Annotated in this window: 22 protein-coding genes; 12 read left to right on the forward strand and 10 right to left on the reverse strand. The window is 63.9% G+C overall.

Annotated elements, in window-relative coordinates; all coding sequences use genetic code 11:
• Nucleotides 1-66 precede the first annotated feature (66 nt).
• Both pip and ABZN20_RS04625 read right to left on the reverse strand, forming a co-directional pair.
• Nucleotides 67-1,017, reverse strand: coding sequence for a prolyl aminopeptidase (pip, locus tag ABZN20_RS04620; RefSeq protein ID WP_367026908.1), 951 nt, complete (start codon nucleotides 1,015-1,017; stop codon nucleotides 67-69).
• Between the two features lie 108 nt (nucleotides 1,018-1,125).
• Nucleotides 1,126-2,046: a hypothetical protein gene (locus ABZN20_RS04625; protein WP_367026909.1), complete on the reverse strand. Its 921-nt coding sequence runs from the start codon at nucleotides 2,044-2,046 to the stop codon at nucleotides 1,126-1,128.
• 485 nt (nucleotides 2,047-2,531) lie between these two features.
• On the opposite strand from ABZN20_RS04625, the gene ABZN20_RS04630 reads away from it, so the two are divergent.
• The 10 genes from ABZN20_RS04630 to ABZN20_RS04675 all read left to right on the forward strand — a co-directional run bounded on the left by ABZN20_RS04630 (nucleotide 2,532) and on the right by ABZN20_RS04675 (nucleotide 11,558).
• Nucleotides 2,532-3,494, forward strand: coding sequence for an HpcH/HpaI aldolase/citrate lyase family protein (locus ABZN20_RS04630; RefSeq protein WP_367026910.1), 963 nt, complete (start codon nucleotides 2,532-2,534; stop codon nucleotides 3,492-3,494).
• Nucleotides 3,495-3,555: 61 nt separating this feature from the next.
• On the forward strand, nucleotides 3,556-4,725 hold the full coding sequence (gene sucC / locus ABZN20_RS04635) for an ADP-forming succinate--CoA ligase subunit beta (RefSeq protein WP_218806748.1): 1,170 nt from the start codon (nucleotides 3,556-3,558) through the stop codon (nucleotides 4,723-4,725).
• Nucleotides 4,726-4,730: 5 nt separating this feature from the next.
• On the forward strand, nucleotides 4,731-5,633 hold the full coding sequence (gene sucD / locus ABZN20_RS04640; RefSeq protein WP_367026911.1) for a succinate--CoA ligase subunit alpha: 903 nt from the start codon (nucleotides 4,731-4,733) through the stop codon (nucleotides 5,631-5,633).
• Between the two features lie 71 nt (nucleotides 5,634-5,704).
• On the forward strand, nucleotides 5,705-6,025 hold the full coding sequence (locus ABZN20_RS04645; RefSeq protein WP_367026912.1) for a rhodanese-like domain-containing protein: 321 nt from the start codon (nucleotides 5,705-5,707) through the stop codon (nucleotides 6,023-6,025).
• Nucleotide 6,026: 1 nt separating this feature from the next.
• Nucleotides 6,027-6,473: a D-aminoacyl-tRNA deacylase gene (gene dtd, locus ABZN20_RS04650; protein WP_218806745.1), complete on the forward strand. Its 447-nt coding sequence runs from the start codon at nucleotides 6,027-6,029 to the stop codon at nucleotides 6,471-6,473.
• A 74-nt stretch (nucleotides 6,474-6,547) separates the two neighbouring features.
• Nucleotides 6,548-7,396, forward strand: a complete 849-nt coding sequence (locus ABZN20_RS04655) for a GNAT family N-acetyltransferase (protein ID WP_367026913.1) — start codon at nucleotides 6,548-6,550, stop codon at nucleotides 7,394-7,396.
• An 88-nt stretch (nucleotides 7,397-7,484) separates the two neighbouring features.
• Nucleotides 7,485-8,468 (forward strand): tRNA dihydrouridine synthase DusB, encoded by a 984-nt coding sequence (dusB, locus tag ABZN20_RS04660; protein WP_367027536.1) that lies wholly within the window; start codon nucleotides 7,485-7,487, stop codon nucleotides 8,466-8,468.
• Between the two features lie 14 nt (nucleotides 8,469-8,482).
• The gene (locus tag ABZN20_RS04665) at nucleotides 8,483-8,755 is read left to right on the forward strand and encodes a helix-turn-helix domain-containing protein (RefSeq protein ID WP_255556450.1); all 273 of its coding nucleotides are present in this window, start codon (nucleotides 8,483-8,485) and stop codon (nucleotides 8,753-8,755) included.
• Nucleotides 8,756-8,789: 34 nt separating this feature from the next.
• Nucleotides 8,790-10,352, forward strand: coding sequence for a bifunctional phosphoribosylaminoimidazolecarboxamide formyltransferase/IMP cyclohydrolase (gene purH, locus ABZN20_RS04670; RefSeq protein WP_367026914.1), 1,563 nt, complete (start codon nucleotides 8,790-8,792; stop codon nucleotides 10,350-10,352).
• A gap of 6 nt (nucleotides 10,353-10,358) precedes the next feature.
• Nucleotides 10,359-11,558 (forward strand): (Fe-S)-binding protein, encoded by a 1,200-nt coding sequence (locus ABZN20_RS04675; protein WP_367026915.1) that lies wholly within the window; start codon nucleotides 10,359-10,361, stop codon nucleotides 11,556-11,558.
• Nucleotides 11,559-11,621: 63 nt separating this feature from the next.
• Here ABZN20_RS04675 and speD read toward each other — a convergent pair whose 3' ends face one another.
• The 3 genes from speD to ABZN20_RS04690 all read right to left on the reverse strand — a co-directional run bounded on the left by speD (nucleotide 11,622) and on the right by ABZN20_RS04690 (nucleotide 13,354).
• Nucleotides 11,622-12,422, reverse strand: a complete 801-nt coding sequence (gene speD, locus ABZN20_RS04680) for an adenosylmethionine decarboxylase (protein ID WP_218806739.1) — start codon at nucleotides 12,420-12,422, stop codon at nucleotides 11,622-11,624.
• A 93-nt stretch (nucleotides 12,423-12,515) separates the two neighbouring features.
• Entirely contained in the window at nucleotides 12,516-12,932 is a 417-nt protein-coding gene (locus ABZN20_RS04685) for an OsmC family protein (protein WP_367026916.1), read from the reverse strand.
• Between the two features lie 68 nt (nucleotides 12,933-13,000).
• Nucleotides 13,001-13,354, reverse strand: a complete 354-nt coding sequence (locus ABZN20_RS04690) for a hypothetical protein (protein WP_218806737.1) — start codon at nucleotides 13,352-13,354, stop codon at nucleotides 13,001-13,003.
• A 112-nt stretch (nucleotides 13,355-13,466) separates the two neighbouring features.
• Between ABZN20_RS04690 and ABZN20_RS04695 the strand changes: the two genes are divergently transcribed.
• Both ABZN20_RS04695 and ABZN20_RS04700 read left to right on the forward strand, forming a co-directional pair.
• Nucleotides 13,467-14,129, forward strand: coding sequence for a hypothetical protein (locus ABZN20_RS04695; RefSeq protein ID WP_218806736.1), 663 nt, complete (start codon nucleotides 13,467-13,469; stop codon nucleotides 14,127-14,129).
• Nucleotides 14,130-14,214: 85 nt separating this feature from the next.
• Nucleotides 14,215-20,004: an alpha-2-macroglobulin family protein gene (locus ABZN20_RS04700; RefSeq protein ID WP_367026917.1), complete on the forward strand. Its 5,790-nt coding sequence runs from the start codon at nucleotides 14,215-14,217 to the stop codon at nucleotides 20,002-20,004.
• 540 nt (nucleotides 20,005-20,544) lie between these two features.
• Here the strand turns inward: ABZN20_RS04700 and ABZN20_RS04705 are convergent.
• The 5 genes from ABZN20_RS04705 to ABZN20_RS04725 all read right to left on the reverse strand — a co-directional run bounded on the left by ABZN20_RS04705 (nucleotide 20,545) and on the right by ABZN20_RS04725 (nucleotide 25,752).
• A complete protein-coding gene (locus tag ABZN20_RS04705) occupies nucleotides 20,545-20,928 on the reverse strand; it encodes a hypothetical protein (protein WP_255556449.1) in 384 nt (127 codons plus the stop codon).
• 549 nt (nucleotides 20,929-21,477) lie between these two features.
• A complete protein-coding gene (locus ABZN20_RS04710; protein ID WP_367026175.1) occupies nucleotides 21,478-22,911 on the reverse strand; it encodes an IS1380 family transposase in 1,434 nt (477 codons plus the stop codon).
• A gap of 52 nt (nucleotides 22,912-22,963) precedes the next feature.
• A complete protein-coding gene (locus tag ABZN20_RS04715) occupies nucleotides 22,964-23,419 on the reverse strand; it encodes a hypothetical protein (protein ID WP_367026918.1) in 456 nt (151 codons plus the stop codon).
• 383 nt (nucleotides 23,420-23,802) lie between these two features.
• Nucleotides 23,803-25,020 (reverse strand): UbiH/UbiF/VisC/COQ6 family ubiquinone biosynthesis hydroxylase, encoded by a 1,218-nt coding sequence (locus tag ABZN20_RS04720; RefSeq protein ID WP_367026919.1) that lies wholly within the window; start codon nucleotides 25,018-25,020, stop codon nucleotides 23,803-23,805.
• Nucleotides 25,021-25,053: 33 nt separating this feature from the next.
• Nucleotides 25,054-25,752, reverse strand: a complete 699-nt coding sequence (locus ABZN20_RS04725) for a hypothetical protein (protein WP_367026920.1) — start codon at nucleotides 25,750-25,752, stop codon at nucleotides 25,054-25,056.
• Nucleotides 25,753-25,815 lie beyond the last annotated feature (63 nt).

Below are 25,815 nucleotides of genomic sequence, written 5' to 3' on the forward strand. Positions count from 1 at the left end.
GAAAGGCGCCTAGAATACCATAGCGGCACACCGGGATGCGCCGCGCGCGATCGGGGGGGGGGGAAATCAGCTCCCCAGCCTTTCCGCCATGCTATCCAGCGATCTCACCAGCGCATCGATCATTTCCTCGCCCTGGGCGAGATGGCCCGAGTTCGGCAGGATCGTGAGCTCGGATCGCGGCAACGCCCGATGCAGCAACCAGGCCGCCTCGGGTGGACAGACCAGGTCCTGCTGGCCATGAACGATGATCGCGGGAAGATGGGAAATCTTCGGGCAGTCTTCGAGAATCTGCCCTTTCCTGATGAAATAGCGGGCCGCCGCATAATGCAGTTCGATACGGCACTGCGCCAGGGCCCCGACGGGGAGGGAATCATCATCCGCCGGAGTGAACGCGTGACCCAGCGTGACGCGGCTGCTCCATAGCCACCATTCCTTTGCCATTCGCCGCTGTTCCAACTCGTCGGCGCCGTTGACGCGACGGTGGATGGCCCGAACCGGATCGGCGCACTCCTTGGAATCGAAATTGTCGATGAACCGTTGCCAGGCTTCGGGATGGAACCGGCTGGCGCCATCGCGCACGAACCAGTCCACATCGCGCTTACGCGCCAGGAAACTGCCCCGCAGAACCAGCCCGCTGACCCGTTCCGGGAACGCTTGCGCATACAGCAACGCCAGAGCCGCTCCCCAGGAGCCGCCGAAAAGCAGCCATTTCGGGACATTCAGGCGCGTCCGGATCGAGTCGAGGTCGCGGAGCAGATGCCGAGTCGTGTTGTTCCGAAGTGCGCCATGCGGAATCGACCGCCCGCAGCCCCGTTGATCGACGAGTATCACGCGATAACGTTCCGGGTCGAAAAACGAGCGATGATGGCTTCTGCAGCCGGAACCCGGCCCCCCGTGCAGAAACACCGCGGGAATACCTAAGGGGTTGCCGCATTCCTCCACATAGATCTCATGTCCGCTCCCGACGCCGAAGCGGTGGAAAGCGTAGGGTTCGATCGGGGGGTAAAGCGGTTTCATTGCGTATCTGCAAGCAGGCCGCAGAAAGTATGGCGGCCGGAAAAGAAAAAGGGGGATCTAAGATCCCCCCTTTCGGCCGGCTTCAGGCCTGACGGGCTGTCACGCCCATCAGAAGCCGATACCGACGTAGGCACCGGCGGTGTAGTTGTCCGTATCGGTGCTGTTCAGGATGGTCTTGCCGTTGTTCGTCCTGACGCTGTAATTCAGGTCGCCGCCGGTGAAGTTGTAACGGAAATCGGCACCCACCCACAGGTTCTTGAAGATGTTGTACTCCAGACCCGTGCCGAGCATCAGGCCGGGGTTCAACACGGTCACGCCGCTGGACGGCGGGCTGATGACGTTGATGCTGAGGCCGAACGGCACGATCCAGGGACGGAATCCTTCGATGCCGGTGTATTTCAGCTTCGGAGACGCATACAGCGAGAACATGGTGACCTGCGCCTGCATCCGGGTGCCCGTCACGCTGCTGACGAAGGAGTTGTTGACGCTGCCGTAGTTCTTATAGTCGAACATGATTTCGGCATCGAGCGCCAGATCGTCGGAGATGCCGAAGGTGTCGTCGGTCAGACGGTGATCCAGACCCGCGCCGACATACCAGCCGGCCTTGTCGGAACCGAAGTTGTTCGACGAAAGGAGATTGTTGTTGACCAGCAGTTCGCTGGTGCGGGCATGGTTCATAGCCGCCCAACCGCCGCGGAAGAAGACCATGTCGTCTTTCTTGGCTTCATGCTTGGCCAGCTCGGCAGCGCTCTGATCCACCTTGGCCTGCTGAGCCTGCACTTGCTGGGCTGCCCGGTTGGCTTCGGACTTCGCTTCCGCGGTTTCGGCTTCGGTCTTTGCGCGCGACGCTTCCAGTTCGGCACGCAGCGCCTGCATTTCCTGTTCCATCACTTCCAGCCGGCGCTCGAGCGAAGACTGGTAGGAGGCATGATGCTTGCTGGCAGCCATGGAAGCTTGGGGCGCGAGAGCGGCGGCGATCGAAGCGGTGAGCAGCGTGGTCATGCCGCCCGATTTTTTGACCTTATTCATGAAAGTCCCCTCGACAAAGTATTGTTAGTTGGATAAAGCGTTGTTCCGGAGCAACAGTTAGTTGCTTGCCGAGAGGATGCTAGCAAAAATCCAGGATGGTAACAATTCTCCTTGTGCGATTTTGTTGACACAAATCAGCATCGCCCCTCCGCCACAGCCGTCCCGGCGCGAGAATTACCGGAAAACCCGGCCGCATCCCCGCCCGGCATTCCCCAATTTCCAGCGCGGTTAGTGCAGCAAGCAGTATAGAACATCGCTACCGGAACACCATATTAGTGAATCCCAATGGCCTGGTTTATAATGCGAAATTTGCCGCGTACGGACTTAAAACAACCCGAACGAACGTCGGAAGATGCGCGATCCCGTGCCTCCCGGCCGCCGTTACGCGGCTCCTTCAGCGGCGGCGCACGCTCACGAAGCGGTGTTGCACACGAACTACGCACAAGATACAACCCCCTAATACAATCAAGAATTCAAGAGGTCACATGGCTGTCAAGAACCGTCTCCACCGCAGCGAACTCGCGGTGCCGGGCAGCAATCCGCGCATGCTCGAGAAGGCGCCGGAAGCCGGCGCCGACATCGTTTTTCTGGACCTGGAAGACGCGGTTGCGCCGGACGACAAGGAACAAGCGCGCAGAAACATCGTCTCGGCGCTCAATACCTACGATTGGTCCAAATGCGCGGTGTCCATCCGCATCAACGGCCTCGACACCCATTACGCCTACCGCGACCTCATTGAAATCGTCGAATCCTGCGGCGACAAGCTCGACACCATTCTGATTCCGAAAGTGGGCTGCGCCTCGGATGTCTGGTTCGTCGCGACCCTGCTTTCCCAGATCGAAGCATATAAAGGCTTCAAGCCGATCAACATCCACGTGCTGATCGAAACGGCCATGGGCATGGCCAACGTGGAAGAAATCGCCCGCACCTGCCCGGAGCGCATGGAGGCCATGGTGTTCGGCGTGGCCGACTACGCGGCGTCGGTGCGCGCCCGCACCACCAACATCGGCGGCGCCAATCCGGATTACGGCATGCTGACCGATCCCGACGAGACCGGCGCCCGCGCCTATCACTGGGGCGACCAATGGCATTTCGGCATTTCCCGCATGGTCGCGGCCTGCCGCGCCTACGGCCTTCGCCCCATCGACGGCCCCTTCGGCGACTTCAGCGATCCCGAAGGCTTCCGCGCCGCGGCCCGCCGCGCCGCGGCCCTGGGCTGCGAAGGGAAGTGGGCGATCCACCCCTCCCAGATTCCGCTGTGCAACGAAATCTTCACGCCCACGGAGAAGGAAGTCACCCGAGCCTACCGCATCCTGGAAGCCATGGAGCTGGCGGCAAAGGAGGGTAAAGGCGCGGTATCCCTGGATGGGCGCCTGATCGACGCCGCTTCGATCCGGATGGCGGAGAACGTGGTTCGCCAGATGAAACAGATCGAGTCGCGCCGGTAGGAGCGAGAAATCCCCAGCGTGTCGCGCGATGCACACTTTGAATTGAACGAGGAGATCGTCCGTGAATATCCATGAGTACCAGGCCAAGGAGCTGCTCAAGACCTATGGCGTGCCCGTGCCCAACGGCGCCGTCGCCTATTCCGACGCCCAGGCCGCCAGCGTTGCCGAGGAGATCGGCGGCAGCCGCTGGGTGGTCAAGGCGCAGATCCATGCCGGCGGCCGCGGCAAGGCCGGGGGCGTCAAGGTTGCCAACTCCATCGAGGAAGTCCGCCAATACGCCGACGCCATGCTCGGCAGCCACCTCGTCACCCACCAGACCGGCCCGGAAGGCTCGCTGGTCCAGCGCCTGTGGGTGGAACAGGCCAGCCATATCAAGAAGGAATACTACCTGGGCTTCGTGATCGACCGGGGCAATCAGCGCATCACCCTGATCGCCTCCAGCGAGGGCGGCATGGAAATCGAGGAGGTCGCCAAGGAAACGCCGGAGAAAATCGTCAAGGAAGTCGTGGATCCGGCCATCGGCCTCCTGGATTTCCAGTGCCGCAAGGTCGCCACGGCGATCGGACTGAAGGGCAAACTGATGCCCCAGGCCGTCCGGCTGATGAAAGCCATCTACCGCTGCATGCGCGACAAGGATGCGCTGCAGGCCGAGATCAACCCGCTGGCGGTGGTCGGTGAAAGCGAGGAATCGCTGATGGTCCTGGATGCCAAGTTCAATTTCGACGACAACGCCCTCTACCGCCAGCGCGTCATCACCGAGATGCGCGACCTGGCCGAGGAAGATCCGAAAGAGGTCGAAGCCTCCGGCCACGGCCTCAACTACATCGCGCTCGACGGCGACATCGGCTGCATCGTCAACGGCGCCGGCCTCGCCATGGCGTCCCTCGACGCCATCACCCTGCACGGCGGCCGGCCGGCCAACTTCCTCGACGTGGGCGGCGGCGCCTCGCCGGAAAAGGTGACCAACGCCTGCCGCATCGTGCTGGAAGACCCCAATGTACGGTGCATCCTGGTCAACATCTTCGCCGGCATCAACCGCTGCGACTGGATCGCCAAGGGCCTGATTCAGGCCTGCGACAGCCTGCAGATCAAGGTGCCGCTGATCGTGCGCCTGGCCGGCACCAACGTCGACGAGGGCCGCAAGATCCTGGCCGAATCGGGCCTTTCCTTCATCACCGCGGAAAATCTGGACGACGCGGCGGCCAAGGCCGTCGCCATCGTCAAGGGATAACAGCCATGAGCGTATTCGTTAACAAGCACTCCAAGGTCATCTTCCAGGGCTTCACCGGCGAGCACGCCACCTTCCACGCCAAGGACGCCATGCGGGTGGGCACCCAGGTGGTCGGCGGAGTCACTCCCGGCAAAGGCGGCACCCGCCATCCCGACCCCGACCTCGCCCACCTACCGGTATTCGACACCGTGGCCGAAGCCGTGGCCGCCACCGGCGCCGACGTCTCCGCGGTGTTCGTGCCGCCCCCGTTCAACGCCGATGCGCTGATGGAAGCCATCGACGCGGGCATCCGGGTCGCCGTGACCATCGCCGACGGCATCCCGGTGCACGACATGATCCGGTTGCAGCGCTACCGCGTGGGCAAGGACTCCATCGTGATCGGACCGAACACCCCGGGCATCATCACGCCGGGCGAATGCAAGGTGGGCATCATGCCTTCGCACATCTACAAGAAGGGCAAGGTCGGCATCGTGTCGCGCTCCGGCACCCTCAATTACGAGGCGACCGAACAGATGGCGGCGGTGGGACTGGGCATCACCACCTCGGTCGGCATCGGCGGCGACCCCATCAACGGCACCGACTTCGTCACCGTATTGCGCGCCTTCGAGGCCGACCCGGAAACCGAGATCGTCGTCATGATCGGCGAAATCGGAGGGCCCCAGGAGGTCGCCGCCGCCCGCTGGGCCAAGGAAAACATGAACAAGCCCGTCATCGGCTTCGTCGCCGGCCTCGCCGCGCCGGCGGGCCGCCGTATGGGCCATGCCGGCGCCATCATCTCCAGCGAGGCCGATACCGCCGGCGCCAAGATGGACGCCATGGAAGCCTTGGGGCTGTACGTCGCCCGGAATCCGGCGCAGATCGGCCAGACCGTGCTGCGCGCCGCGCAGGAGCGCGGGATCAAATTCTGATGCCGGGTTCCCGAAACCAACGAACCGGGGTCCTTGGCGGTGCGCCGCGGACCCCTCCGCCCTTCCCCGCCATGCGACAACTGGACCCCCATCAAGTCAAAGCACTCCTCGACAAGCCCGAGGCCGCCCCATTGCTGCTGGACGTACGCGAATCCAACGAATTCGCCTATTGCCGCATCGAGGACAGCCTGCACATCCCCATGGGCGAGATCGTATCGAGGCTGAGCGAGCTCGATCCCGACCGGACCACCGTCGTGGTCTGCCACCACGGTATGCGCAGCTTTCAGGTTGCCCAGTTCCTCGAGACCCAGGGCTTCGGGCAGGTCGTCAATCTTTCCGGCGGCATCGACGCCTGGGCGCGGGAAGTGGATCCCGCCGTGCCCCGCTATTGAGATGATCGCCCTCATCCAGCGGGTGACTGAGGCCAGCGTCTACGTCGGCGGCGAAACCGTCGGCGCCATAGGCCGGGGCATCCTGGCCTTGGTGGCCGTCGAGCGCGGCGACGGCGAAGCCCAGGTGTCGCGCATGGCCGAGCGCCTGCTCGGCTACCGGATGTTCCCGGACACAGGAGACCGCATGAACCTGAGCCTGTCCGAGACCGGCGGCGGCCTGCTGCTGGTTTCGCAGTTCACCCTGGCCGCCGACACCGCGAAGGGCATGCGCCCGAGCTTTACCCCGGCGGCGGACCCCGAAACCGGCCGCCGGCTGTTCGACGCCCTGGCGGATGCCGCCCGGCGCCGCCATTCCCCCGTCGCAACCGGGCGCTTCGGCGCCGACATGCAGGTTTCCCTCGTCAATGACGGCCCCGTGACCTTCCTCCTGCGCTGTCCGCCCGGCTGATCCCCTCCGGGGGGGATATTCCCCTTCCGCTGCGTTCGCTATCATCATCCCAGGGGTGTGCGGAGGTATTCGTCATGCAGCAGAAATTTCACATCGAACGAATGGATCGGGAGCGGCTGGAGCTGGCGCTGGATTGGGCGGCGGCGGAAGGCTGGAACCCCGGCCTGCACGATGCGGCGAGTTTCTTCGCCGCGGATCCGGGCGGATTTTTCATGGGATTTCTGGGCGACGAGCCGGTGGGGAGCATCAGCGCGGTGTCCTATCCCGGCGATTTCGGCTTCATCGGGCTCTACATCGTCCGGCCCGAGCACCGCGGCAAGGGCTTCGGCCTCAAGCTCTGGCATACCGCGGTGGAGCATCTGGGAGAGCGTACCGTCGGCCTGGACGGCGTGATCGAACGGCAGTCCAGCTACGCCCGTTCGGGCTTCGTGACCGCCCACCGCAACATCCGTTTCGAATGGACCGGTCCCGCCGCCTTGGAAGCGGACCCCGCCGTACGCGGGCTGGAGCCGTCCGACTTCGGGGAACTCCTGGCCTACGATGCCGCGCTGTTCCCGGGGGGCCGGGACGAATTCCTGCGCGCCTGGACCGGGCAGCCAGGGTGCACCGGCCTGATCTACCGCTCCGACGACGGCGACATCGCGGGATACGGGCTGCTCCGCCCTTGCCGCACGGGCCACAAGCTCGGTCCGTTGTTCGCCGACACGCCCCGCATCGCGGCGAGCCTGCTGCAGGTCTTCCGCTGTCACGCCGGGACCGGCTCCATCTTCATCGACGTGCCGGAGCCCAATACCGCCGCCTTGCAGCTGGCCGCGCGCCACGGCATGCGGCGGGTGTTCGAGACCGCCCGCATGTATACCCCCCGGGCGCCCTCCCTGCCGCTGGAGCGCACGTTCGGCATCACCACTTACGAGCTGGGCTAGGCCGTCCATACCATGCCGGCGCCGGCGGCACCAGTGCTTGGCACCGATGGCGCTTCCCGGTAAACTCGCCCGCTTTTTTTCCGCCGCTATGGAAATCGGACCCTACCGCCTCAGCAGCCCGGTCATCCTCGCGCCCATGGCGGGCGTCACCGACCTCCCCTTTCGCAGACTCTGCCGGCAATTCGGCGCGGGGCTCGCGGTCTCGGAGATGATGGCCGCCAAGCCGGCCTTGCAGGCCACGCGCAAGTCCATGCTGCGGCGAGACCACCGCGGTGAGCCGGGCCCGATCAGCGTACAGATCGTCGGCGCCGATCCGCGGGAAATGGCCGAGGCGGCTCGCCGCAACGCCGGTCTCGGCGCCGATATCATCGACATCAACATGGGCTGCCCCGCAAAAAAGGTCTGCAACGTCGCCGCCGGTTCGGCTCTGCTGCGCGACGAAAAGTTGGTGGCGAGCATACTCGAAGCGGTGGTCCAGGCCGTGCCGGTTCCGGTCACCCTGAAGATCAGGACCGGCTGGGATTCGGCGTCCCGTAACGCGGTCACCATAGGCAAAATCGCGGAAAGCGCCGGAATCCGGGCGCTCACGGTCCACGGCCGCACCCGCGCCTGCGGGTTTGCGGGGGCAGCCGAATACTCTACAATTGCCGAGGTTAAGAATGCCATCGGCATTCCGGTCATCGCCAACGGCGACGTCGACTCTCCCGGAAAAGCCGAGGCCGTGCTCCGATCGACCGGCGCGGACGCCGTGATGATCGGCCGTGGCGCCTGGGGACGACCCTGGCTGCTGCGGGAAATCGCCGCGCGGCTCAAGGACGGCCGCCAGCCCTTGCCCCCTACGCTCGACGAGATACGCCGCACCGTGCTCGGCCACCTCGAGGCGCTGTATTCCTTCTATGGGGAGGTGCAGGGGGTGCGCATCGCACGCAAACATATCGGCTGGTACGCCGCCCGCATCCCGGGTTTGGACGATCGGCCGGTACGGGGGATTTTTTCCCTCGACAACGCCCCCCAGCAGCTCTCCGCTGTGGACGCCCTGTTGAAGTTTCAGTTCGAGAAGACCGCTGCATGAGACAGGACAATCGATTGCTTGAATCTTTCGAATCTCCGGCCAAGGATCCTTCCCACACGCCCGTGGTGCTCAGCGAGCAGGTACGCGCAGCCCTGGTCAATTATTTGTCACAGCTGGACGGCATCAGCGTGACCGACATGTATACCCTCGTCATGGGCGAAGTCGAACGGCCGCTCATCCGCACCGTGCTCGAGCATTGCTGTCACAACCAGACCCGCGCGGCCCAGTTGCTGGGCCTCAGCCGCAGCACGCTGCGCAAGAAGATGCAGCAGCACGGCATCGAATAAGCATTTTCTCAGCCTTTCCGACCCAAGAGTCCCAATGAGCAATCCTATCGCCCGCGCCCTGGTCAGCGTTTCCGACAAGACCGGCTGCGTGGAATTCTGCCGGCGCCTCGCCGCCGCCGGCGTCGAGATCGTCTCGTCCGGCGGCACCGCGAGGCTGCTGGCCGAACACGGCATCCCGGCCATCGAAGTCAGCGACTACACCGGCTTTCCGGAAATGATGGACGGCCGGGTCAAGACCCTGCACCCCAAGGTCCATGGCGGCATCCTCGGCCGGCGCGGCATCGACGAGGCGGTCATGGCCGAACACGGCATCCGTCCGATCGACCTGGTCGTGGTCAACCTCTATCCGTTCGAACAGGCCGTCGCCAAGCCCGGTTGCGACCTGGAGACCGCCATCGAGAACATCGACATCGGCGGCCCGGCGCTGATCCGCGCGGCGTCGAAGAACCACGCGTCGGTTGCGGTGGTGGTCGATCCCTCGGACTACGCTGCGGTGTCAGCCGAGCTGGAAGCCTCCGGCGGCGGCCTGTCGCACGCCACCCGCTTCGCCCTGGCGGCCAAGGCCTTCCGCCACACCGCCTGGTACGATTCGGCGATTGCCGACTACCTTGACCGCCGCAAAGGGGATGAGGGCTTCGCCGACCCGCTGCTGCTGCGCTTCCGCCGTGCCCAGCCGATGCGCTACGGCGAGAATCCGCACCAGCGCGCGGCGTTCTACGTCGAGCCCGGCGTCTCCGCCGGCTGCATCGCTTCGGCCCGCCAGCTGCAGGGCAAGGCGCTGTCGTACAACAACATCGCGGACGCCGATGCCGCGCTCGAATGCGTCAAAGGCTTCGGCGAGCTTCCCGCCTGCGTGATCGTCAAGCACGCCAATCCGTGCGGCGTGGCCGAAGGCGGCACCCTGTCGCAAGCCTACGACCTGGCCTATGCCACCGACCCGACCTCCGCCTTCGGCGGCATCATCGCGTTCAACCGGACGCTGGACGCCGAAACCGCGCGCGCCATCGTCGAGCGCCAGTTCGTCGAGGTCATCATCGCGCCCGCCGTCGCCGAAGACGCCCTGCCCATTCTGGCCGCAAAGCCCAACGTGCGTGTGCTGCGCACCGGTGACTGGCCCGCCGATCCCGCCCCGGAGCTGGATTTCAAGCGCGTCGGCGGCGGCCTGCTCGTTCAGGACAAGGACATCGAACGGGTGACCGGCGAGCGTTTCCGGGTCGTGAGCCAGCGCGCGCCAACCGAACGGGAGCTGAGCGACCTCCAGTTCGCCTGGCGGGTGGCCAAGTTCGTCAAGTCCAATGCCATCGTCTATTGCAAGGACCGCCGCACGGTCGGCATCGGCGCCGGCCAGATGAGCCGCGTGTACTCCGCCCGCATCGCCGCGATCAAGGCGCAGGACGAAGGCTTGAGCGTGGCGGGCTCGGTCGTCGCCTCCGATGCCTACTTCCCGTTCCGGGACGGCATCGACGCCGCCGCCGAAGCCGGGGTCACCGCGGTGATCCATCCGGGCGGCTCGATCAGGGACCCCGAGGTGATCGCCGCCGCGGACGAACACGGCATGGCCATGGTCTTCACCGGCATCCGCCACTTCCGCCACTAGAAGCGCGTGAACCCGTCGCTGGAATCGCTGCTGGCCGACGCCGACCTGTGCGTCAAATGCGGCCTTTGCTCGCCGCATTGCCCCACTTACCGGCAGACCGCCGACGAGAACGAGTCCCCCCGCGGCCGCATCGCCCTGATCCAGGGCTGGGCCTCGGGCCGGCTGCCTTTGACGGCGGCCTTGCGCAAGCCGCTGGACGACTGCCTGCTGTGCCGGAATTGCGAAGCCGTCTGTCCGGCCAAGGTTCCCTACGCCCGGCTCATGGACCGGTTCCGAGCCGAGACGGGGCAAGACCGCAAGTCCTTGGCGGCCCGCGCCTTGTCGTCCGCGGTGCGTGAAGGGCTGCGCCATCCGTTGCTGGCGAACCTGGGACGGCGGGCACTCGATGCCGCTGCCCGGCTGCCCGGCGGCTCCGCCTGGAAAGCTCTGCCGCCCGCCGGAAACCCGGAAGACTGGTACGGCGAACATCCGGCCGCCGGAGAGCCCATCGCCCATGCCGGACTGTTCCTGGGCTGCACGGCGGCGGTGGCCGATGCGGCCACGGTGACGGCGATACTCGAACTGCTGCCGAGACTGGGCGTCAGCGTCACCGTACCGGGAAACCAGGCCTGCTGCGGGGCGATGGACCTGCATGCCGGGGATGCGGCGGCCGCGCATGCGCTGATGTCCCGCAACATCGAGGCATTCGCCAAGCCACCTCTGGATGCGGTGATCGGATTCGCCAGCGGCTGCAGCGCGACCCTGTTGGAATACCGCCACCATTCCGATACCCCGGCGGCGGAAACCCTTTCGGCAAAAGTCCAGGACGTCAGCCGCTTCCTGGCCGATCGCATTCCCCCCGAACGCTGGGATCTCGCGCCGCTGGAGGCCAAGATTCTGGTTCACACTCCCTGCTCACTGCGCAACGTCTGCAAGACCGAAAGCAGCGTGGATGCGCTGTTGCGCAGGATTCCCGGCGCCGAAGTGAAGATCCTGCCCGACAAGGGGCGCTGCTGCGGCGCCGCCGGCAGCTACATGGTCGAACACCGCCGCATGGCCGAGGCCATCCGCGCCGAAACGGTGGAAGCCATCCTGGCGGAGTCTCCGGATTACCTGGTGACCTCCAACATCGGCTGCGCCCTGCATCTGCGCGCCGGATTGCAAGGCCGGGCGGATATCCCCGTGGTCCACCCGGTCCAACTGCTGGCGCGGCTCCAGCGCGCTTGATCCCCGCGAAAACGCAACGGGCGCCGAATGGCGCCCGTTTTTCCAAGCCGTTCTTGCCCAGCCTCAGCGCCGCAGCTTGTAATTGCGGCCGTAGAAGATTTCCGCCATCTCCCGCTGGAGCTGCTTCTGCACATGGGTGCGCTCCTCCGGAATCAGCTGGTCCTTGTCGGTCTCGAACAGGTAGTTGTCGAGATTGAAGTCCTTCAGGATCATCTTGGTGTGGAATATCTTTTCCTGATAGACGTTCACGTCGATCATCTGATACCGGTCCGCCGTGGCGTCGGAGATGTAGTTCTGGATCGAGGTGATGTCATGGTCGATGTAATGCTTTTGGCCGCTGATGTCACGGGTGAAGCCGCGCACCCGGTAGTCCATGATCACGATGTCCGACTCGAAGCTGTGGATCAGGTAGTTCAGTGCCTTCAGCGGCGAAATGCGGCCGCAGGTGGAGACGTCGATGTCGGCGCGGAAAGTGCTGATGCCGGCATGCGGGTGGCTCTCCGGATAAGTGTGTACCGTGATGTGGCTTTTGTTCAGATGCGCCACGACGGCTTCCGGCATCGGGCCGGGCGACTCGGAATTGGTGATCGCAGCGGGAGCCTCATGCCCTTCCGAGATCAGCATCGTCACGCTGGCGCCCTGCGGCTCGTAATCCTGGCGCGCGATGTTCAGAATCTCGGCACCGATGATCGCGTTGACGTCGGTGAGTATCTGAGTCAGGCGCTTGGCGCTGTAGGCTTCGTCGATGTACTCGATGTAGCGGCGCTGGCCCGATTCCGACTTCGCGTAGCAAATGTCGTAGATGTTGAAGCTCAGCGATTTGGTCAGGTTGTTGAACCCGTGTAATTGCAGCTTGTTGTCCATCAATTTTCGATATGACCCCGCCAGGAATATCTGCCACAAAAAATTAACGGGCGCTCGCGCCCGCCGAAAATACTCTGCGATGCCCTTGCCAGCCTATACTTCGGCGATTTCGTAATCGTGGGTGATTTCCGCCGTCTTACCCAGCATGATCGACGCCGAACAGTATTTTTCCGCCGAAAGCTCGATCGCCCGCTTCACCGCCTCTTCCCGCAGCGCCCTTCCCTTGACCACGAAATGGGCATGAATCCGCGTGAAGACCTTCGGATCGGTCTCGGCCCGTTCGGCTTCGAGATGGACCTCGCAGTCGCGCACATCGTGCCGGCCTTTCTTCAGGATATGGACGACGTCGAAAGCGGTGCAGCCGCCCATGCCCAGCAACAGCATTTCCATGGGACGCACCCCCAGGTTCCGGCCCCCGCTCTCGGGCGGTCCGTCCATCAGAACGGCATGGCCGCTGCCGGACTCGCCCAGAAACGCCATGTTATCGACCCACTTGATTCGCGCTTTCATCGTCGAAGCGAAGCATCGTATAAAGTTTCATAGGGTATCACAAACCGTAAAGGAAATAGACCCGCGGGCTAGCGCCGCGGATAACGGCGTTCCAGATCCTCGAGATAGCGGTCCACGAAGTCCAGGCTGCCGGAGAGTGCCCCCGGAGCCTTGCGCTCGAGGAAACCGGTGAGAGGAGCCCCGATTTGGGGATAGAGAATCAGGATGCCGATAACCCAGAACGGCGGCAGTCCCATGACGACTTCACTCATGAGTCCGCCCGCCAGCAGCATCCAGCCGACATCCCGCGGCAGCTTCTCGATCCGGCTCAAAGCGTCTTTCCGGCTCGGCGGCATGAGGGCGGCGCCGGCGCGGGAACTTTCGTCGGGTTCCCCCGGCGCCGAAACATGGGCCGCCTTTGCCGGTTCTCGTTTATCTTTCAACGTCGTCTCCAGGATAATGGGACGCCGGTGGAGTCTCCGCCGGCATTGTTGCAGTGATGTGACATTCAACGGAACGAATCTTCAAACCATCCCCTCCCGACCCGGCAGATCCATGGATACCGATGCCTTACCCGTTCTGGAAGAGCTGATTCCAGGCTCGCGCAAGCTGTACCTGACTTTCGGCGGGCTGCAAGGAGCTCTGGGCATCCCGCCCTTCGAGTTCTATAAAAGCTCCCGCATCCTGAACGAAAGCCGGGTGTTCTTCCGCGACCTGTCGCAGACCTGGTACCACGCCGGCCTGGCCGGCATCAGCTCGAACATCCCCGAAACCGCCCGATACATAGAGCACATCATCGACAAGTCCTCGGCGGAGGAAATCGTCTTCATCGGCAATTCCATGGGCGGGTACGCCGCGATCCTGTTTTCCACGCTGATCGGCCGCGGCAGGGCCGTCAGTTTTTCGCCGCAGACCTTCATCTCCCCGTCCAAGAGGCGGGCATCGGGAGACGGGCGGTGGCGCTCCAAGGTGCTCCGGACCTACGGCGCGGCACTGTTCAAGCCCAAGTTCTTCGATCTCCAGCGCGTATTGGAAAAATCCAGTGGCGACAACCGGATCGACATCTTCGTCTCATCGCTGGATGGGCTGGACGTCATCCATGCAAGAAACCTCGAGCCGTTCGGCAATGTCCGCGTCACCGAACGCGAGCTTGGCGGCCATAACCTGGTCAAGCATCTGCGGGACAGCGGGGAGCTTCAACTCATCCTGCGAGGATGAGACCATTGCCGCCTTTGGAACGATACATCCGATAACCCGCTCCGGCCCCGAGGCCAAGCGAATCCGATCCGCGACGAGGAAGCAGATGAGCATGCGCGCAGTGTTCTGGGTTGTGACGTTGTTCTGGATTCAGGCGGCCGGCGCCGCCCGGCTGGAGCTGTTTTCGCCGGAGGGAACGGCCAAGGACGTGCGCCAGGTGACGGTCCGGTTCTCCGAGCCCATGGTTGCGTTCGGCGACCCCCGACTCGCCGACCCGTTCACGGTGGATTGCCCGGCCAAGGGGCGCGGACGCTGGGCGGAACCCCGCACCTGGGTCTACGACTTCGAAGCCGACCTGCCCGCCGGCCTGTCCTGCCGATTCAGACCGAAGCCGCAGTTGAAGGCACTGAGCGGAGCCGCCGTCGAACTCGCCAAGGAATACGGCTTCGACACCGGCGGTCCGGTGGTGACGGGTTCCTACCCCAGCGAAGGCAGCGAGAGCGTCGACGAAAACCAGGTCTTCCTGCTGGCCGCCGCTGCGCCGGCCACGCCGGAAAGCGTCGCCGCCCATGCCCGCTGCCGGATCGAAGGCGTCGGGGAGGAGATCGGCGTCGACGTCCTGACCGGTGAACGGCGCGATGCGGTGTTGGCGCAGCGCCGGAAATTCGGCTGGGGCTACACCGACCTGTTGTGGCCGGATGGCGATTTCGAGTCGCTCAAGCCGGAGGAAATCGAGGCCGACGAAGCCAGGCTGGTGCTGCTGCAATGCCGCCGGGCCATACCGCCGGAGACGAAGGTCGGTATCTTCTGGGGCAAGGGCATCGCCGCGGCAAGCGGCATCGCGACGGCCGAAGACCAGGAACTGAGCTTCAAGTCCCGCCCGAGCTTCACCGCCCGTTTCAGTTGTGAACGCATCAATGCCGACGCAGACTGCATTCCGCTCCTGCCGATGGCCCTGCGCTTCGGTTCGCCCGTCCCCGCCGACAAGGCCGCCGCCGTGCGTCTGGTCGATGCCGCCGGCAGGACTTATCCGGCCGTCGGACTCGATCCAAGCCAGAAGCCTTTCGTCGAGGAATTGAGATGGAAGGGCCCCTTCCCCGAAAATACGACTTTCCATATCGAATTGCCGTCCGGATTCGCCGACGATGCCGGGCGTCCGCTGGAAAACGCCGGCCGCTATCCGCTTGAGGTCAAGACCGACGAATATCCGCCGCTGGCAAAGTTCCCCGGCGAGTTCGGCATCCTGGAGCTGAGGGAGGGCGGCGTCCTGCCCGTCACCGTGCGCCACATCGAGAACCCCGTTCCCGGCCAGCGCCTGGCCTCCGGCGGCCCGGCCATCACCGGCAAGATGAAACGCGTCGCCTTGAGCGACCAGGACATCGCCGCCTGGATACGCAAGGTCCGCAAAGCCGCCGAACGGCGGGGCGAATCGATCCAGTTACCCAACGGCGAAACCGAATGGAAGGAACTCACCGGCACCGAATCGGTGTTCGCAGGAGCCCAAGCGGATGCCTTCGAACTGCCGCGCGCCGAGGCGCAAAAAGAATTCGAAGTGCTCGGCATCCCGCTGGAAACCGCCGGTTTCTACGTGATCGAACTGGCCAGCCCTCGCCTGGGCGCGGCACTGCTGGGCGAGGAAAGGCCCCGCTACGTGGCGACTTCCGCACTGGTCACCAATCTGTCGGTGCATTTCAAATGGGGCCGGGAATCCTCGCTGGTCTGGGTGACGAGCTTGGATTCGGCCCAGCCGGTGCCGAACGCCGACGTCCGCATCAGCCGCTACTGCAAGGACGAAACGTTATGGCAGGGCCGGACCGACGCCAACGGCGTGGCGCTGATCCAGGGCCAGGCCCTGCCCAAGCCTTCGGATTCCGGCGAGAGCTGCGACTGGGGCGACGGTCCCCTCATGGTGAGCGCCCGGACCGAGGGCGACATGAGTTTCACCCTGAGCAGTTGGGCCAACGGCATCTCGCCGCAGAACTTCAGCCTGCCGGTCGATTTCTATGGGAACCCGGAAGTCGTCCACACGGTGCTGGACCGCAGCCTGTTCCGGGCCGGCGAAACCGTGTCCATGAAGCACTTCCAGCGCCTGCGCACGGCCAGCGGCTTCGGCTTGCCGGACAGGCGTCCCGAGAAGATCAAGGTCCGCCACGCCGGCAGCGGCCAGGAATACGAACTGCCGGCGGGGTTCGACGCGCGCGGGATCGCCGAAAACACCTGGGCGATCCCGGCCGACGCCAAGCTCGGCGGTTATGAGATCGTATTCGTCTACGCAGACGGCAGCGAATCCGCCACCTCGGCCGAATTCCGCATCGAGCAGTTCCGAGTGCCGACCATGCGCGCCGACATCCAGCCCCAGTCCGACGCCCTGGTCAACGCCAAGGAGGCCATCCTCGACCTCCACGTCAGCTATCTCTCCGGCGGCGGCGCGGCCAATGCGCCGGTCAAGGTCCGCACGATGGTCGAGCCGCGCGCGGTGTCCTTCCCCGGCTATCCGGATTTCGACTTCGAGGCGCAGCCCATCGAGGAAGGGCTGCGCGACAGCCGTTACAGCGAGGAGGCCGACCCTTCGACTACGCTCAGGACAGAGGAAACGCCGGGAGCGGGCGGCCCCGCCCAGGTGCTGCCGCTGTCGCTGGACAAGGGCGGCGCGGCACGGGTGACGGTTCCCAACCTGCCCCGCCGGAACACGCCGCAGGATCTGGTGGCCGAACTCGAATACCAGGACGCCAACGGCGAACTGCTGACCGTGGCCCGCCGGATCCCGCTGTGGTCGGCCAGGCTCAGCCTGGGGATAAAGACCGAGGGCTGGGTGGCGACCAAGGACCAGCTTCGGTTCCAGGTGCTGGCGCTGGATCTGACCGGGAAACCCGCCGCCGGCCGGGACATCCGGGTCGACCTGTACTCGCGTACCACCTACTCGCACCGCAAGCGCCTCATCGGCGGCTTCTACGCCTACGACGACAAGACCGAGGTCAAGCACCTCGGCGCCGACTGCAACGGCAGGACCAATGACCAGGGCCTCCTGCTCTGCGTCCTCGCCCCCGGCGTGTCCGGCGAAATCCTGCTCAAGGCCACGGCCGGCGACGGCGCCGGCAACCAGGCACTGAGCACGGCTTCGATCTGGGTCGCCAGTGAAGACGAATGGTGGTTCGAGAACGGCCCCAGCGACCGGATGGACGTGATCCCCGAAAAGCGCGCCTACGAGCTGGGTGACAAGGCCCGCTTCCAGGTGCGCATGCCGTTCCGCGAAGCCACGGCCCTGGTCACGGTCGAGCGCGAGGGCGTCGTCGACAGCTTCATCACCCGTCTGTCCAGCCGCTCGCCGGTGGTCGAAGTGCCCATCAAGGAGGCTTATGCACCCAACGTGTTCGTCTCCGTGCTGGCAGTGCGCGGCCGGGTGGGGCCGGCGCAGACCTGGATCGCGGACATGGCCCGCAAATTCAAGCTGCCGTGGCAGCCCGACGGCGGCAAGGCCACGGCGATGGTCGACCTGAGCAAGCCGGCCTACCGCATGGGACTCGCCCAGATCGACGTGGGCTGGGAGCCCAACCGGCTCGATGTGAAGGTGCAGGCCGACCGGGACACCTACAAGGTGCGGGAAACCGCCAAGGTGAAGGTGGCGGTGCAGCGCGCCACCGGCGGCGTCCCCGCCGAAGCCGAGATCGCCCTGGCGGCCGTCGACGAGGGCCTGCTCGAACTCAAACCCAACGACAGTTGGAACCTGCTGGACGCGATGATGGGCCGGCGCGGCATCGAGGTGCTCACCTCCACTGCTCAGATGCAGGTCATCGGCAAGCGCCACTACGGCCGCAAGGCCGTGCCGCACGGCGGCGGCGGCGGGCGCCAGGCGGCGCGCGAACTGTTCGACACCCTGCTGCTGTGGAAAGGCCGGGTGCCGCTGGACGTCAAGGGCGAAGCCGAAATCGAGGTGCCGCTCAACGACTCGCTCACCGCCTTCCGGCTGGTGGCCGTCGCCAACGCGGGCAGCGGCCTGTTCGGCAGCGGCAGGACCTCGATCCGGACCACGCAGGATCTGATGCTCTATTCCGGCCTGCCGCCGATGGTGCGCGAAGGCGACCGCTTCCGCGCCATCTTCAACGCACGCAACGCCACCGACCGGAAAATCTCCGGCCAGCTCAATGCGAAGCTGACGCCGAAAGGCGCGACGGCCGGCCAGGACCTTCCGCCCCAGCCCTTCGAACTCGAGGCCGGAACGGCGGGCGATTTCTCCTGGGAAGTCGGCGTCCCAGTCGACGTCGCCGGGCTGGACTGGGAAATCACCGCAGCGGAGAACGGCGGAACGGCCACCGACCGGCTGAAGACCTCGCAACAGGTCCAGCCGGCGGTGCCTGTCCAGGTGTTCCAGGCGACGTTGACCCGCATCGACAAGCCGCTCTCGCTTGCGGTGCAACGGCCCGAGGACGCCGTACCGGGGCGCGGCGGCGTGCGCGTCTCGCTGCGCGCCCAACTGGGCGACGGACTCGGCGGGGTGATCGACTACATGACGCGGTACCCCTATTCCTGCCTGGAGCAGAAGGTTTCCAAGGCCGTCGCGCTGCGGGACGAGAGTATGTGGAACCGGATCGTCGCCGACCTGCCCGCCTACCAGGACAGGGACGGCCTGTTCCGCTATTTCCCGAGCGACAACATCCACGGCAGCGACGTGCTCACCGCCTATGTCCTGGCGATCGCCGAGGAAGCCGGCTGGGAGCTTCCCGAAAACACCCAGGACCGTGCCAAGGAGGCGCTGAAGGGCTTCATCGAGGGCCGAGTGCTGCGCGACTCCGCCCTGCCCACCGCCGATCTGTCGATCCGCAAGCTGGCGGCCGTCGAAGCGCTGGCGCGCTACGATGCAGCCGCACCCGAGCTGCTGGGCAGCATCCGCATCGAACCCAGGCTCTGGCCCACTTCGGCGGTGCTCGACTGGCTGTCGGTGCTACAGCGTGTCGAAGCGATTCCGGGGCACGACGCAAAGCTCAAGGAGGCGGAACAGACGCTCCGAACCCGCCTGAACTTCCAGGGCACCACCCTGAACTTCTCCAGCGAGAAATCCGACGCCCTGTGGTGGCTGATGATCTCGCCCGACCTCAACGCCGTACGGGCGGTGCTGGACGTGATGGAGCTGCCGGGCTGGCGCGAAGACATACCGCGGCTGGTCACCGGCGCGCTGGGCCGGCAGACCAAGGGCCGCTGGAACACCACCACCGCCAACGCCTGGGGTCGGCTGGCGATGGAGAAGTTCAGCGAGGCTTACGAATCGGCGCCCGTCACCGGCTACACCGAAGCGAGTCTCGGCGCTGTGAAAAAGGGAATGCAGTGGACCGAGGAAACCCGGCGCAGCGCCTTGAACCTGCCCTGGCCCGAAGGCCCGAGCACACTGGAGGTACGCCATCAGGGCACGGGCAAACCCTGGGCCATCGTCCAGAGCCGCGCCGCGATCCCGCTGAAAGAACCGCTGTTCACCGGCTTCTCGATCAAGCGAACGGTCACCCCGGTCGAACAGAAGCAGCCCGGCGCCTGGAACCGCGGCGACGTGGCCCGAGTCACGCTGGAACTCGACGCCCAGTCCGACATGAGCTGGGTCGTCGTCGACGACCCCATCCCCGCCGGCGCCAGCATCCTAGGCGGCGGCCTGGGACGCGACTCCGCCCTGCTGACCCAAGGCGAACAGCAGACCGGCTGGGCCTGGCCTATCTACGAGGAGCGCCGCTTCGACGCCTACCGCGCCTATTACGACTATGTGCCGAAAGGGCGCTGGAGCGTCGAATATACCGTGCGCTACAACAACCCCGGCAGCTTCGAACTGCCGCCCACGCGAGTCGAAGCCATGTATGCGCCGGAGATGTTCGGGGAACTGCCGAATAAGGCGCTGGTGATCGGTGGAACACCATGAACCGTTAAGGCCGGGGAAACGTCAGACGGACTTATGGATCGAAATCTGCCGGTCTCCTGGCACGGGTATTCGCTCAGCCGGTATATTCCCGGCGAGCGCTTATCCCCGCATCACGGCGAGTATCGGCGCAGAACGATATCGAGGAGTTGACACCGGCACGCGGGGACCGTGATACTATTTTCATCGTTTATTAACTTAAGGGGAGGAACCTGATGATACGGCTGATACTGATAGCGGCAACGAGTGTTTTATCGGCGTGCTCCGTCGGAGAAAGAATCAACACCGCAGTCACCGGACACAGCACGCAATGTATCGATGGCGTCGAATATGTGCAATTCGCCAGCGGCGCTTCGGTGGCGTATAGCCCTGACGGCAAGGTCAAGACCTGCCGCAATTGACCGGCACTCAACCCCGCCTGAGTAGAACCCGCCTTACTCGCCCGGCGGGTTCTTGCTTCTACCGCGCAGGTCCGATTATGGCGAAGCGCAATCGGCGTAGGGTTCAGCCGAATAGAACGCAGATTGGCTTACACCGCCAGCCTCAACGGGGCATCGCGTTATAGATGCTCTGATCGAGAGTTCGGCGCATTTGAGTCCTTATCAATGCGTCTTGTTCTTCGTCCGGTGTGGGTTTGCCGCAGTTCGCTTTTTCCGCCAGTTCCGCCTCTTTGGCAAGTTCCTTGTTTTGCCAATACAGGTTGGAAGCCTTCATTTTGCCGCCACATCGCTCCGGCACGACCATGCCGATGGTAAAGCCGTCACATACACCGTTGGCCGATATTTGTCCCGTAGCCGGGCAAGGATGTGAGTTTAGAAAGGCCTGGGTTTCTCGCTCTTTCAAAGCATTGGCCGCCTGTATGTCCATTTCGGATTTCTGTGGCTGTTCGGCACAACCGAGCAATAGCGAAAAAACCAAGACCGCCATCCCATTCCTGACATCGCCTGTGAAACTGTACCTTCCGTCCATTAGGACCCTCCAGTAGATTGCTGCGATTGCAAACCCATAGCGAGCCTATAGTCCATAGTGCACGATCGGGTCGAGGTAGCTGGCGCAATCCCATTACCTCGACCCAATCGCGAGCTGGGGACTAGAACCCCTGGTTACCCAATTAGGGTGGTATCCGTTCAGCCCCCCACTTTTTTGCTGAAAACGCGGCCATCCTGGCCGCTTTTTCAGCGGGCGGGACGCCCGCGCTCCCAGGGAACTGAACGGTTACTACCCGGACATGCAGTTTCCTGAATCCGTGTTCCCCTCGGCTTACACCTTCCCATCGGGCCTGAACGCATGAATTTCGAGCGCTCTCCCTTGGGATTTGCCCTCGCTACCGGCGATCCGGGGAACGTTCGACCGGGGTTTCGGGGCCAATCTGCTTGGCGTGCGCTTATCGTCAGCTCATTTTCCGCTCCCTGCGCGAGACTGTCCCTTCCGGGGTTCCGGAATCAGGGATTCGAGGCGTGCGGCAGGCATTTCCCGTCATCCGGACGCCGCCGCCCACAGCCGATTCTGAAGCATCACGAACACGGCTACGTTTGCCGCCACGCCACGGCCGAAATCGAGGATCAGCCGGCGGGCATGGGCGACGAACTTCGCCGCCCGGTACATGATCTCCTGCAGCACGGTCCGGATGCGGCGGCGCTTGGCCGGATGACGGATCGGCGCAATCTCGCCAGTCAGGCCGATCTGTCCCAAGAGACGCAGGCAGTTGTAGGCGAAGGCCGCCAGATGCAGGATCACGTCGTGGGTGTCGAACTTGCCCGAGGGCAGCCGTTCCAGGTCGAGGTCGGTCTTGACAAGCCCGAAGGGCGCAGGACGCCACGCAGTGGCGGTCCTGAGCGAAGCGAAGGATTCGGCGGAGCCGAACAACTCGGAGTGGAACTGCTCATGCATGCCGTGGTGCTGGTAGAGTTCGATCACTTCCTCGGCGGAACAGGAGAGCGTCGTCCACCAGCCTTCCAGTTCGACCTCCGGGGCCAGCAGGTGTTGGCCCTTCTTGTCGATGGTGCGCTCGACGACCCTGGCGACCAGGCGGAAGGAGCGCTTCTCCTTGTGCCAGGCGCGCTCGATGTCCAGCGACAGGAGGGCCTCGCGCTTACCGGGGCGAGTCTCGGCAAAGGCGCCCGCGTCCTCGGCGCGCGCCACCCAGGCCGCCTTGTCCTGCTTGCGGGGGTTCCACTTGCAGATGAAGTCGAGGCTTCGCCCCAGCGCGGCTTGCCGGTCTCGCTCCGCGGCCTTGGCGAACAGGAGCTGTGCGCCGTCGAAACCGCTGTCCTCGCGCAGCAGCACGGGCTGATCCGGTTTGACCAGGCGTTCGATGCGCGGAAACAGCCGCTCGTAGAAGTAGTGCGTCTCGAACGCCGAGTGGCGGGACCCTGGCCTCAGTTCCAGCCCGGTGTTCCAGCCTTCGTTGCCGAGATAGGCGGCAATCGGCGTGTAACCGTCGAAGCCCTGATAGGTGCGCGACACCGCTTCCTTCTTCGTGCCACTATTGTCCATGGCGAAGGTATCAATGTCGCAGCAGACATAGCCCTTGTGCGGCGTGATCGGCGCCTCGGCTCGCTCCAGCAGCCTCAGGGAAAGCTCATCGGCCAGATCGCGGATGGCTTCCGCCTTGGCATTCAGACGCTGGCGCAGCCACACGGCTCCGGGCACCTTCGTCAGCCCCAGCGACTCCTTGAAGAAGCGGTCCTCCCGAAACGGCTCGATGGCTTCGAAGTCGCTCTTGCCCAGACTCAACAACCCGACCACGCTCTTGACGATGTCCGAGGTGCGCATGCCTTGCGACACCGGAATCTTCGGATCAATGACCGCCTCCACCTGCGCCGCCTGGCAGCACTGGCCAATCAGCGCCAGGCCGGAATACGAGGTCAGTTGCAGCTTGCTGGATTGCTTGACTTCAAAGCGCGGCATGATCAAATGGGTGACATCGAAAATGGGCTAATTATACAATGGATTCAATATGTTATGAATTATTTAGAGGGTGGGAGCACGGATTCAGGTCATCGTAAAGCATTCTGGCCAGTTTTCTTAACTTTTCTTCCTCTTGCTGTTTTTGTCTTTGGATTTGTTGATCTGCTTCATGCGTATTGGCGAGTAGCTGGCGCCAATTCTTCAAAACCATATTGAATTCGCTTTCTAAAGCAGGAACGAAAGTAACAGTCGAAATAATGCCGGAGTCGTTTGGAAACATGAGTAAAATCTGCTCATCCTGCTTTCGTCCACTTATAGTTATGTCTTCAAAGAGCTGCTTGGCTCTTAATGTAATAGTACTTCTATCCGTCACACCCTGTAAAGATAATGTCCGACTTTTTGTGCCACCTTTGGCATCCGGGGTAACCATCATCAAAGAGCCAGTTACCACATCTTGCGTTTGAGCTAATATTAGATACATCATTCCTTCCGGCCTGAAATCCGCCATAAATCTTCCTGTAAATTTACTCTGACCGTACCCGACGGCCGGATTGCACACTAACAAAAAGGGAAGCAAAATTGGTATTGACCACATCCTCAAGGCGCCTCCTTATTTATGCAGCAATTAACTTCAACCAATCATAGGCCACCTACAAGGGGATTGGCTAAAGGTAGACATACGCTTAACTACAAAGGGACACCCCAAGAGGCACTTTTTCTTGCGCTTTCCAGGTGTCTAATTTTCAATAGGTTGATATCAATCCTCATGGCGCAAGTCCTCTTACATTTAGGAACGCCCTGATGCATAGACGAACTACACCCGCCATCAATCACTTATTCCTGGCGACCGATTTCCGCCATCGGCCGGCGTGGGCGCGCCGGGACAGCCGTTCACCCCCTTAGCCCCTCTCCTCTCGCCAGCTTCGGCAAACTCCCATCCAATCCCATCGCATACCGCATTACCAGCTTCTTGGCGGGAGTGATCCGTTCGGCCAAGCCGAGGCCGAGATTGCGGACGAAGCGCAGCGGGACGTTGGCGTTGCCGAAGGCGCGGTAGAAGAAGTCCATGGCGGTCATCATCAGTAGGTTGCTGTTGCGGCGCATGCCTTCGTATTCGCGCAGCATGGCGCTGGACCCGATGTCGCGGCCGGCGCGCTTGGCCTTGGCGAGCACTTCGGCGAGGGCGGCGGCGTCGAGCAGGCCGATGTTGACGCCTTGGCCCGCCAGCGGATGGATGGTGTGGGCGGCGTCGCCCACCAGGACCGCGCCTTCCTTGTAGTAGCGCAAGGCGTGCTGGCGGCGGAGCGGGAAGAAGCCGCGGCTGACGATGCTCTTGATCTCGCCCAGTTCGGCGGGGAATTCCCGGCCCAATTCGCCCAGCAGGGCTTCGTCGGGGAGGGAGAGCAGCCATTTCACCCGTTCCGGCGCCTCATACCACACCAATGAGGCGTTGCGCCCGTCGAGGGGCAGGAAGGCCTGGGGCCCGTGCGGGGTGAAGCGCTGCCAGGTGATGTCCTGCTGCGGATAGGCGGTCTCGACGGTGAGTACCAGGGCATGATGCTCGTAGTCCCAACTGCTGATCCCCATGCCGGCGGCCTGCCGGGCCTGAGACTGGCCGCCGTCCGCCGCGACCAGCAGCCGCGCTTCGATCACGCGCCCGTCCTCCAGTTCGAGGCGCGAGCCGTGCGAGCCATAGTCGATCTTGCGGGTCTTGGCCGGACACAGGAAATCGACGCCGGAGAGACCCGGCAGCCGGTCGATCAGCGCGAGCTGGAGCACGCGGTTCTCGACGATGTAGCCGAGCACTTCCTCGTGGATGTCTTCGCTCGCGAACAGCACGTCGCCGCGGTCTTCCCACACCCGCATCCGCCGGAACGGGCAGCAGCGGCGGGAAACGACACCGGCCCAGGCGCCGACCGAGTTGAGGATGCTGACCGAGGCGATACTGACCGCGGAGACCCGCAGGTCGTGCGGCTGCTCCGGGGAGAAGGCGGGCGGCAGCGCCCCCTCGATCAGGGCGACGCGCAACCCGGTTCCTTCCAGCGCGCAGGCCAGCGTCGCGCCCACCATCCCGCCGCCTACGATGGCGATATCGTATCGTTCTGACATTTGATTTTGCTCTCCCGCTGGCGGAGTCCCGCTTCAGCGCTTGTGGTTGACCCGGTCGAACTCGGCGAGGAAGTTCCTGACCCTTTCTTCGATCGCGGCGATCGCCTGCTCCACCAGGGTGGACTGATCGCCCGGTGTGGCCACGATGAAGTTGCTCTCCCACAGCAGCGCATCGACGTGCTGGGGCACTTCCAGCGGGCTTTTGTCCTTGCCGCCGGACTCGGGATAGAGCTCGGACGACCAGTTCACCGCGTGGGCATAGTGGGCCAGCCCCTGGACTTCGGCCGAGATCGCCGCGGGCTGGGCGCCGGGCGGCGTCGCCGCAAAATCGACGACGAGCAGCAGCCGGCCCGACATGTGCGGCAGAAAATGCGTGTCGAACGAGCTCTTGGCGATCTGGAACGGAACCTTGTGTTCGACCATCAGCTTGCCGACATCGGCGTTCACGGCGGTACAGATGGCCTTGACCGCCGGATTTTCCGCCTCTTCCACCGGACAGTAGAAAATGATTCCCGGCCAGCCTTTCAGCCGCTCGAGGTTGGTCTGTTTCATGTGCTCGAGAACCTTCTGCTTCACCGCCGGCGAAATCGAGGCCGTGTCCGGTGAAAAGGTCTGCGGCTGCGCCGGTTCGGGTTCCGCCTGGCCGCTGCCCCATCCGAACATCAACAGCATCGCCGCCGCGAGTTTAAGCCGGGACGCCATCCCGTCCGATCCGTTCTTTTGTACGTTCATGCACGATTCTCCTCTTTCGACTTTCGTTGTGATGCGATCAAGACTCCTGCGGCCTCATGGTGC

The organism is Methylococcus sp. ANG (assembly GCF_040730495.1).
GTDB lineage: Bacteria > Pseudomonadota > Gammaproteobacteria > Methylococcales > Methylococcaceae > Methylococcus.

Coding starts and splice junctions, on each gene's coding strand:
- ABZN20_RS04655 (WP_367026913.1), top strand. CDS start 6,548: ATGCAGCAGAAATTTCACATCGAACGAATGGATCGGGAGCGGCTGGAG.
- purH (WP_367026914.1), top strand. CDS start 8,790: ATGAGCAATCCTATCGCCCGCGCCCTGGTCAGCGTTTCCGACAAGACC.
- ABZN20_RS04630 (WP_367026910.1), top strand. CDS start 2,532: ATGGCTGTCAAGAACCGTCTCCACCGCAGCGAACTCGCGGTGCCGGGC.
- ABZN20_RS04705 (WP_255556449.1), bottom strand. CDS start 20,928: ATGGCGGTCTTGGTTTTTTCGCTATTGCTCGGTTGTGCCGAACAGCCA.
- ABZN20_RS04700 (WP_367026917.1), top strand. CDS start 14,215: ATGAGCATGCGCGCAGTGTTCTGGGTTGTGACGTTGTTCTGGATTCAG.
- pip (WP_367026908.1), bottom strand. CDS start 1,017: ATGAAACCGCTTTACCCCCCGATCGAACCCTACGCTTTCCACCGCTTC.
- ABZN20_RS04720 (WP_367026919.1), bottom strand. CDS start 25,020: ATGTCAGAACGATACGATATCGCCATCGTAGGCGGCGGGATGGTGGGC.
- speD (WP_218806739.1), bottom strand. CDS start 12,422: ATGGACAACAAGCTGCAATTACACGGGTTCAACAACCTGACCAAATCG.
- ABZN20_RS04715 (WP_367026918.1), bottom strand. CDS start 23,419: ATGGCGGATTTCAGGCCGGAAGGAATGATGTATCTAATATTAGCTCAA.
- ABZN20_RS04645 (WP_367026912.1), top strand. CDS start 5,705: ATGCGACAACTGGACCCCCATCAAGTCAAAGCACTCCTCGACAAGCCC.
- ABZN20_RS04625 (WP_367026909.1), bottom strand. CDS start 2,046: ATGAATAAGGTCAAAAAATCGGGCGGCATGACCACGCTGCTCACCGCT.
- sucD (WP_367026911.1), top strand. CDS start 4,731: ATGAGCGTATTCGTTAACAAGCACTCCAAGGTCATCTTCCAGGGCTTC.
- ABZN20_RS04725 (WP_367026920.1), bottom strand. CDS start 25,752: ATGAACGTACAAAAGAACGGATCGGACGGGATGGCGTCCCGGCTTAAA.
- ABZN20_RS04710 (WP_367026175.1), bottom strand. CDS start 22,911: ATGCCGCGCTTTGAAGTCAAGCAATCCAGCAAGCTGCAACTGACCTCG.
- ABZN20_RS04685 (WP_367026916.1), bottom strand. CDS start 12,932: ATGAAAGCGCGAATCAAGTGGGTCGATAACATGGCGTTTCTGGGCGAG.
- dusB (WP_367027536.1), top strand. CDS start 7,485: ATGGAAATCGGACCCTACCGCCTCAGCAGCCCGGTCATCCTCGCGCCC.
- ABZN20_RS04695 (WP_218806736.1), top strand. CDS start 13,467: ATGGATACCGATGCCTTACCCGTTCTGGAAGAGCTGATTCCAGGCTCG.
- dtd (WP_218806745.1), top strand. CDS start 6,027: ATGATCGCCCTCATCCAGCGGGTGACTGAGGCCAGCGTCTACGTCGGC.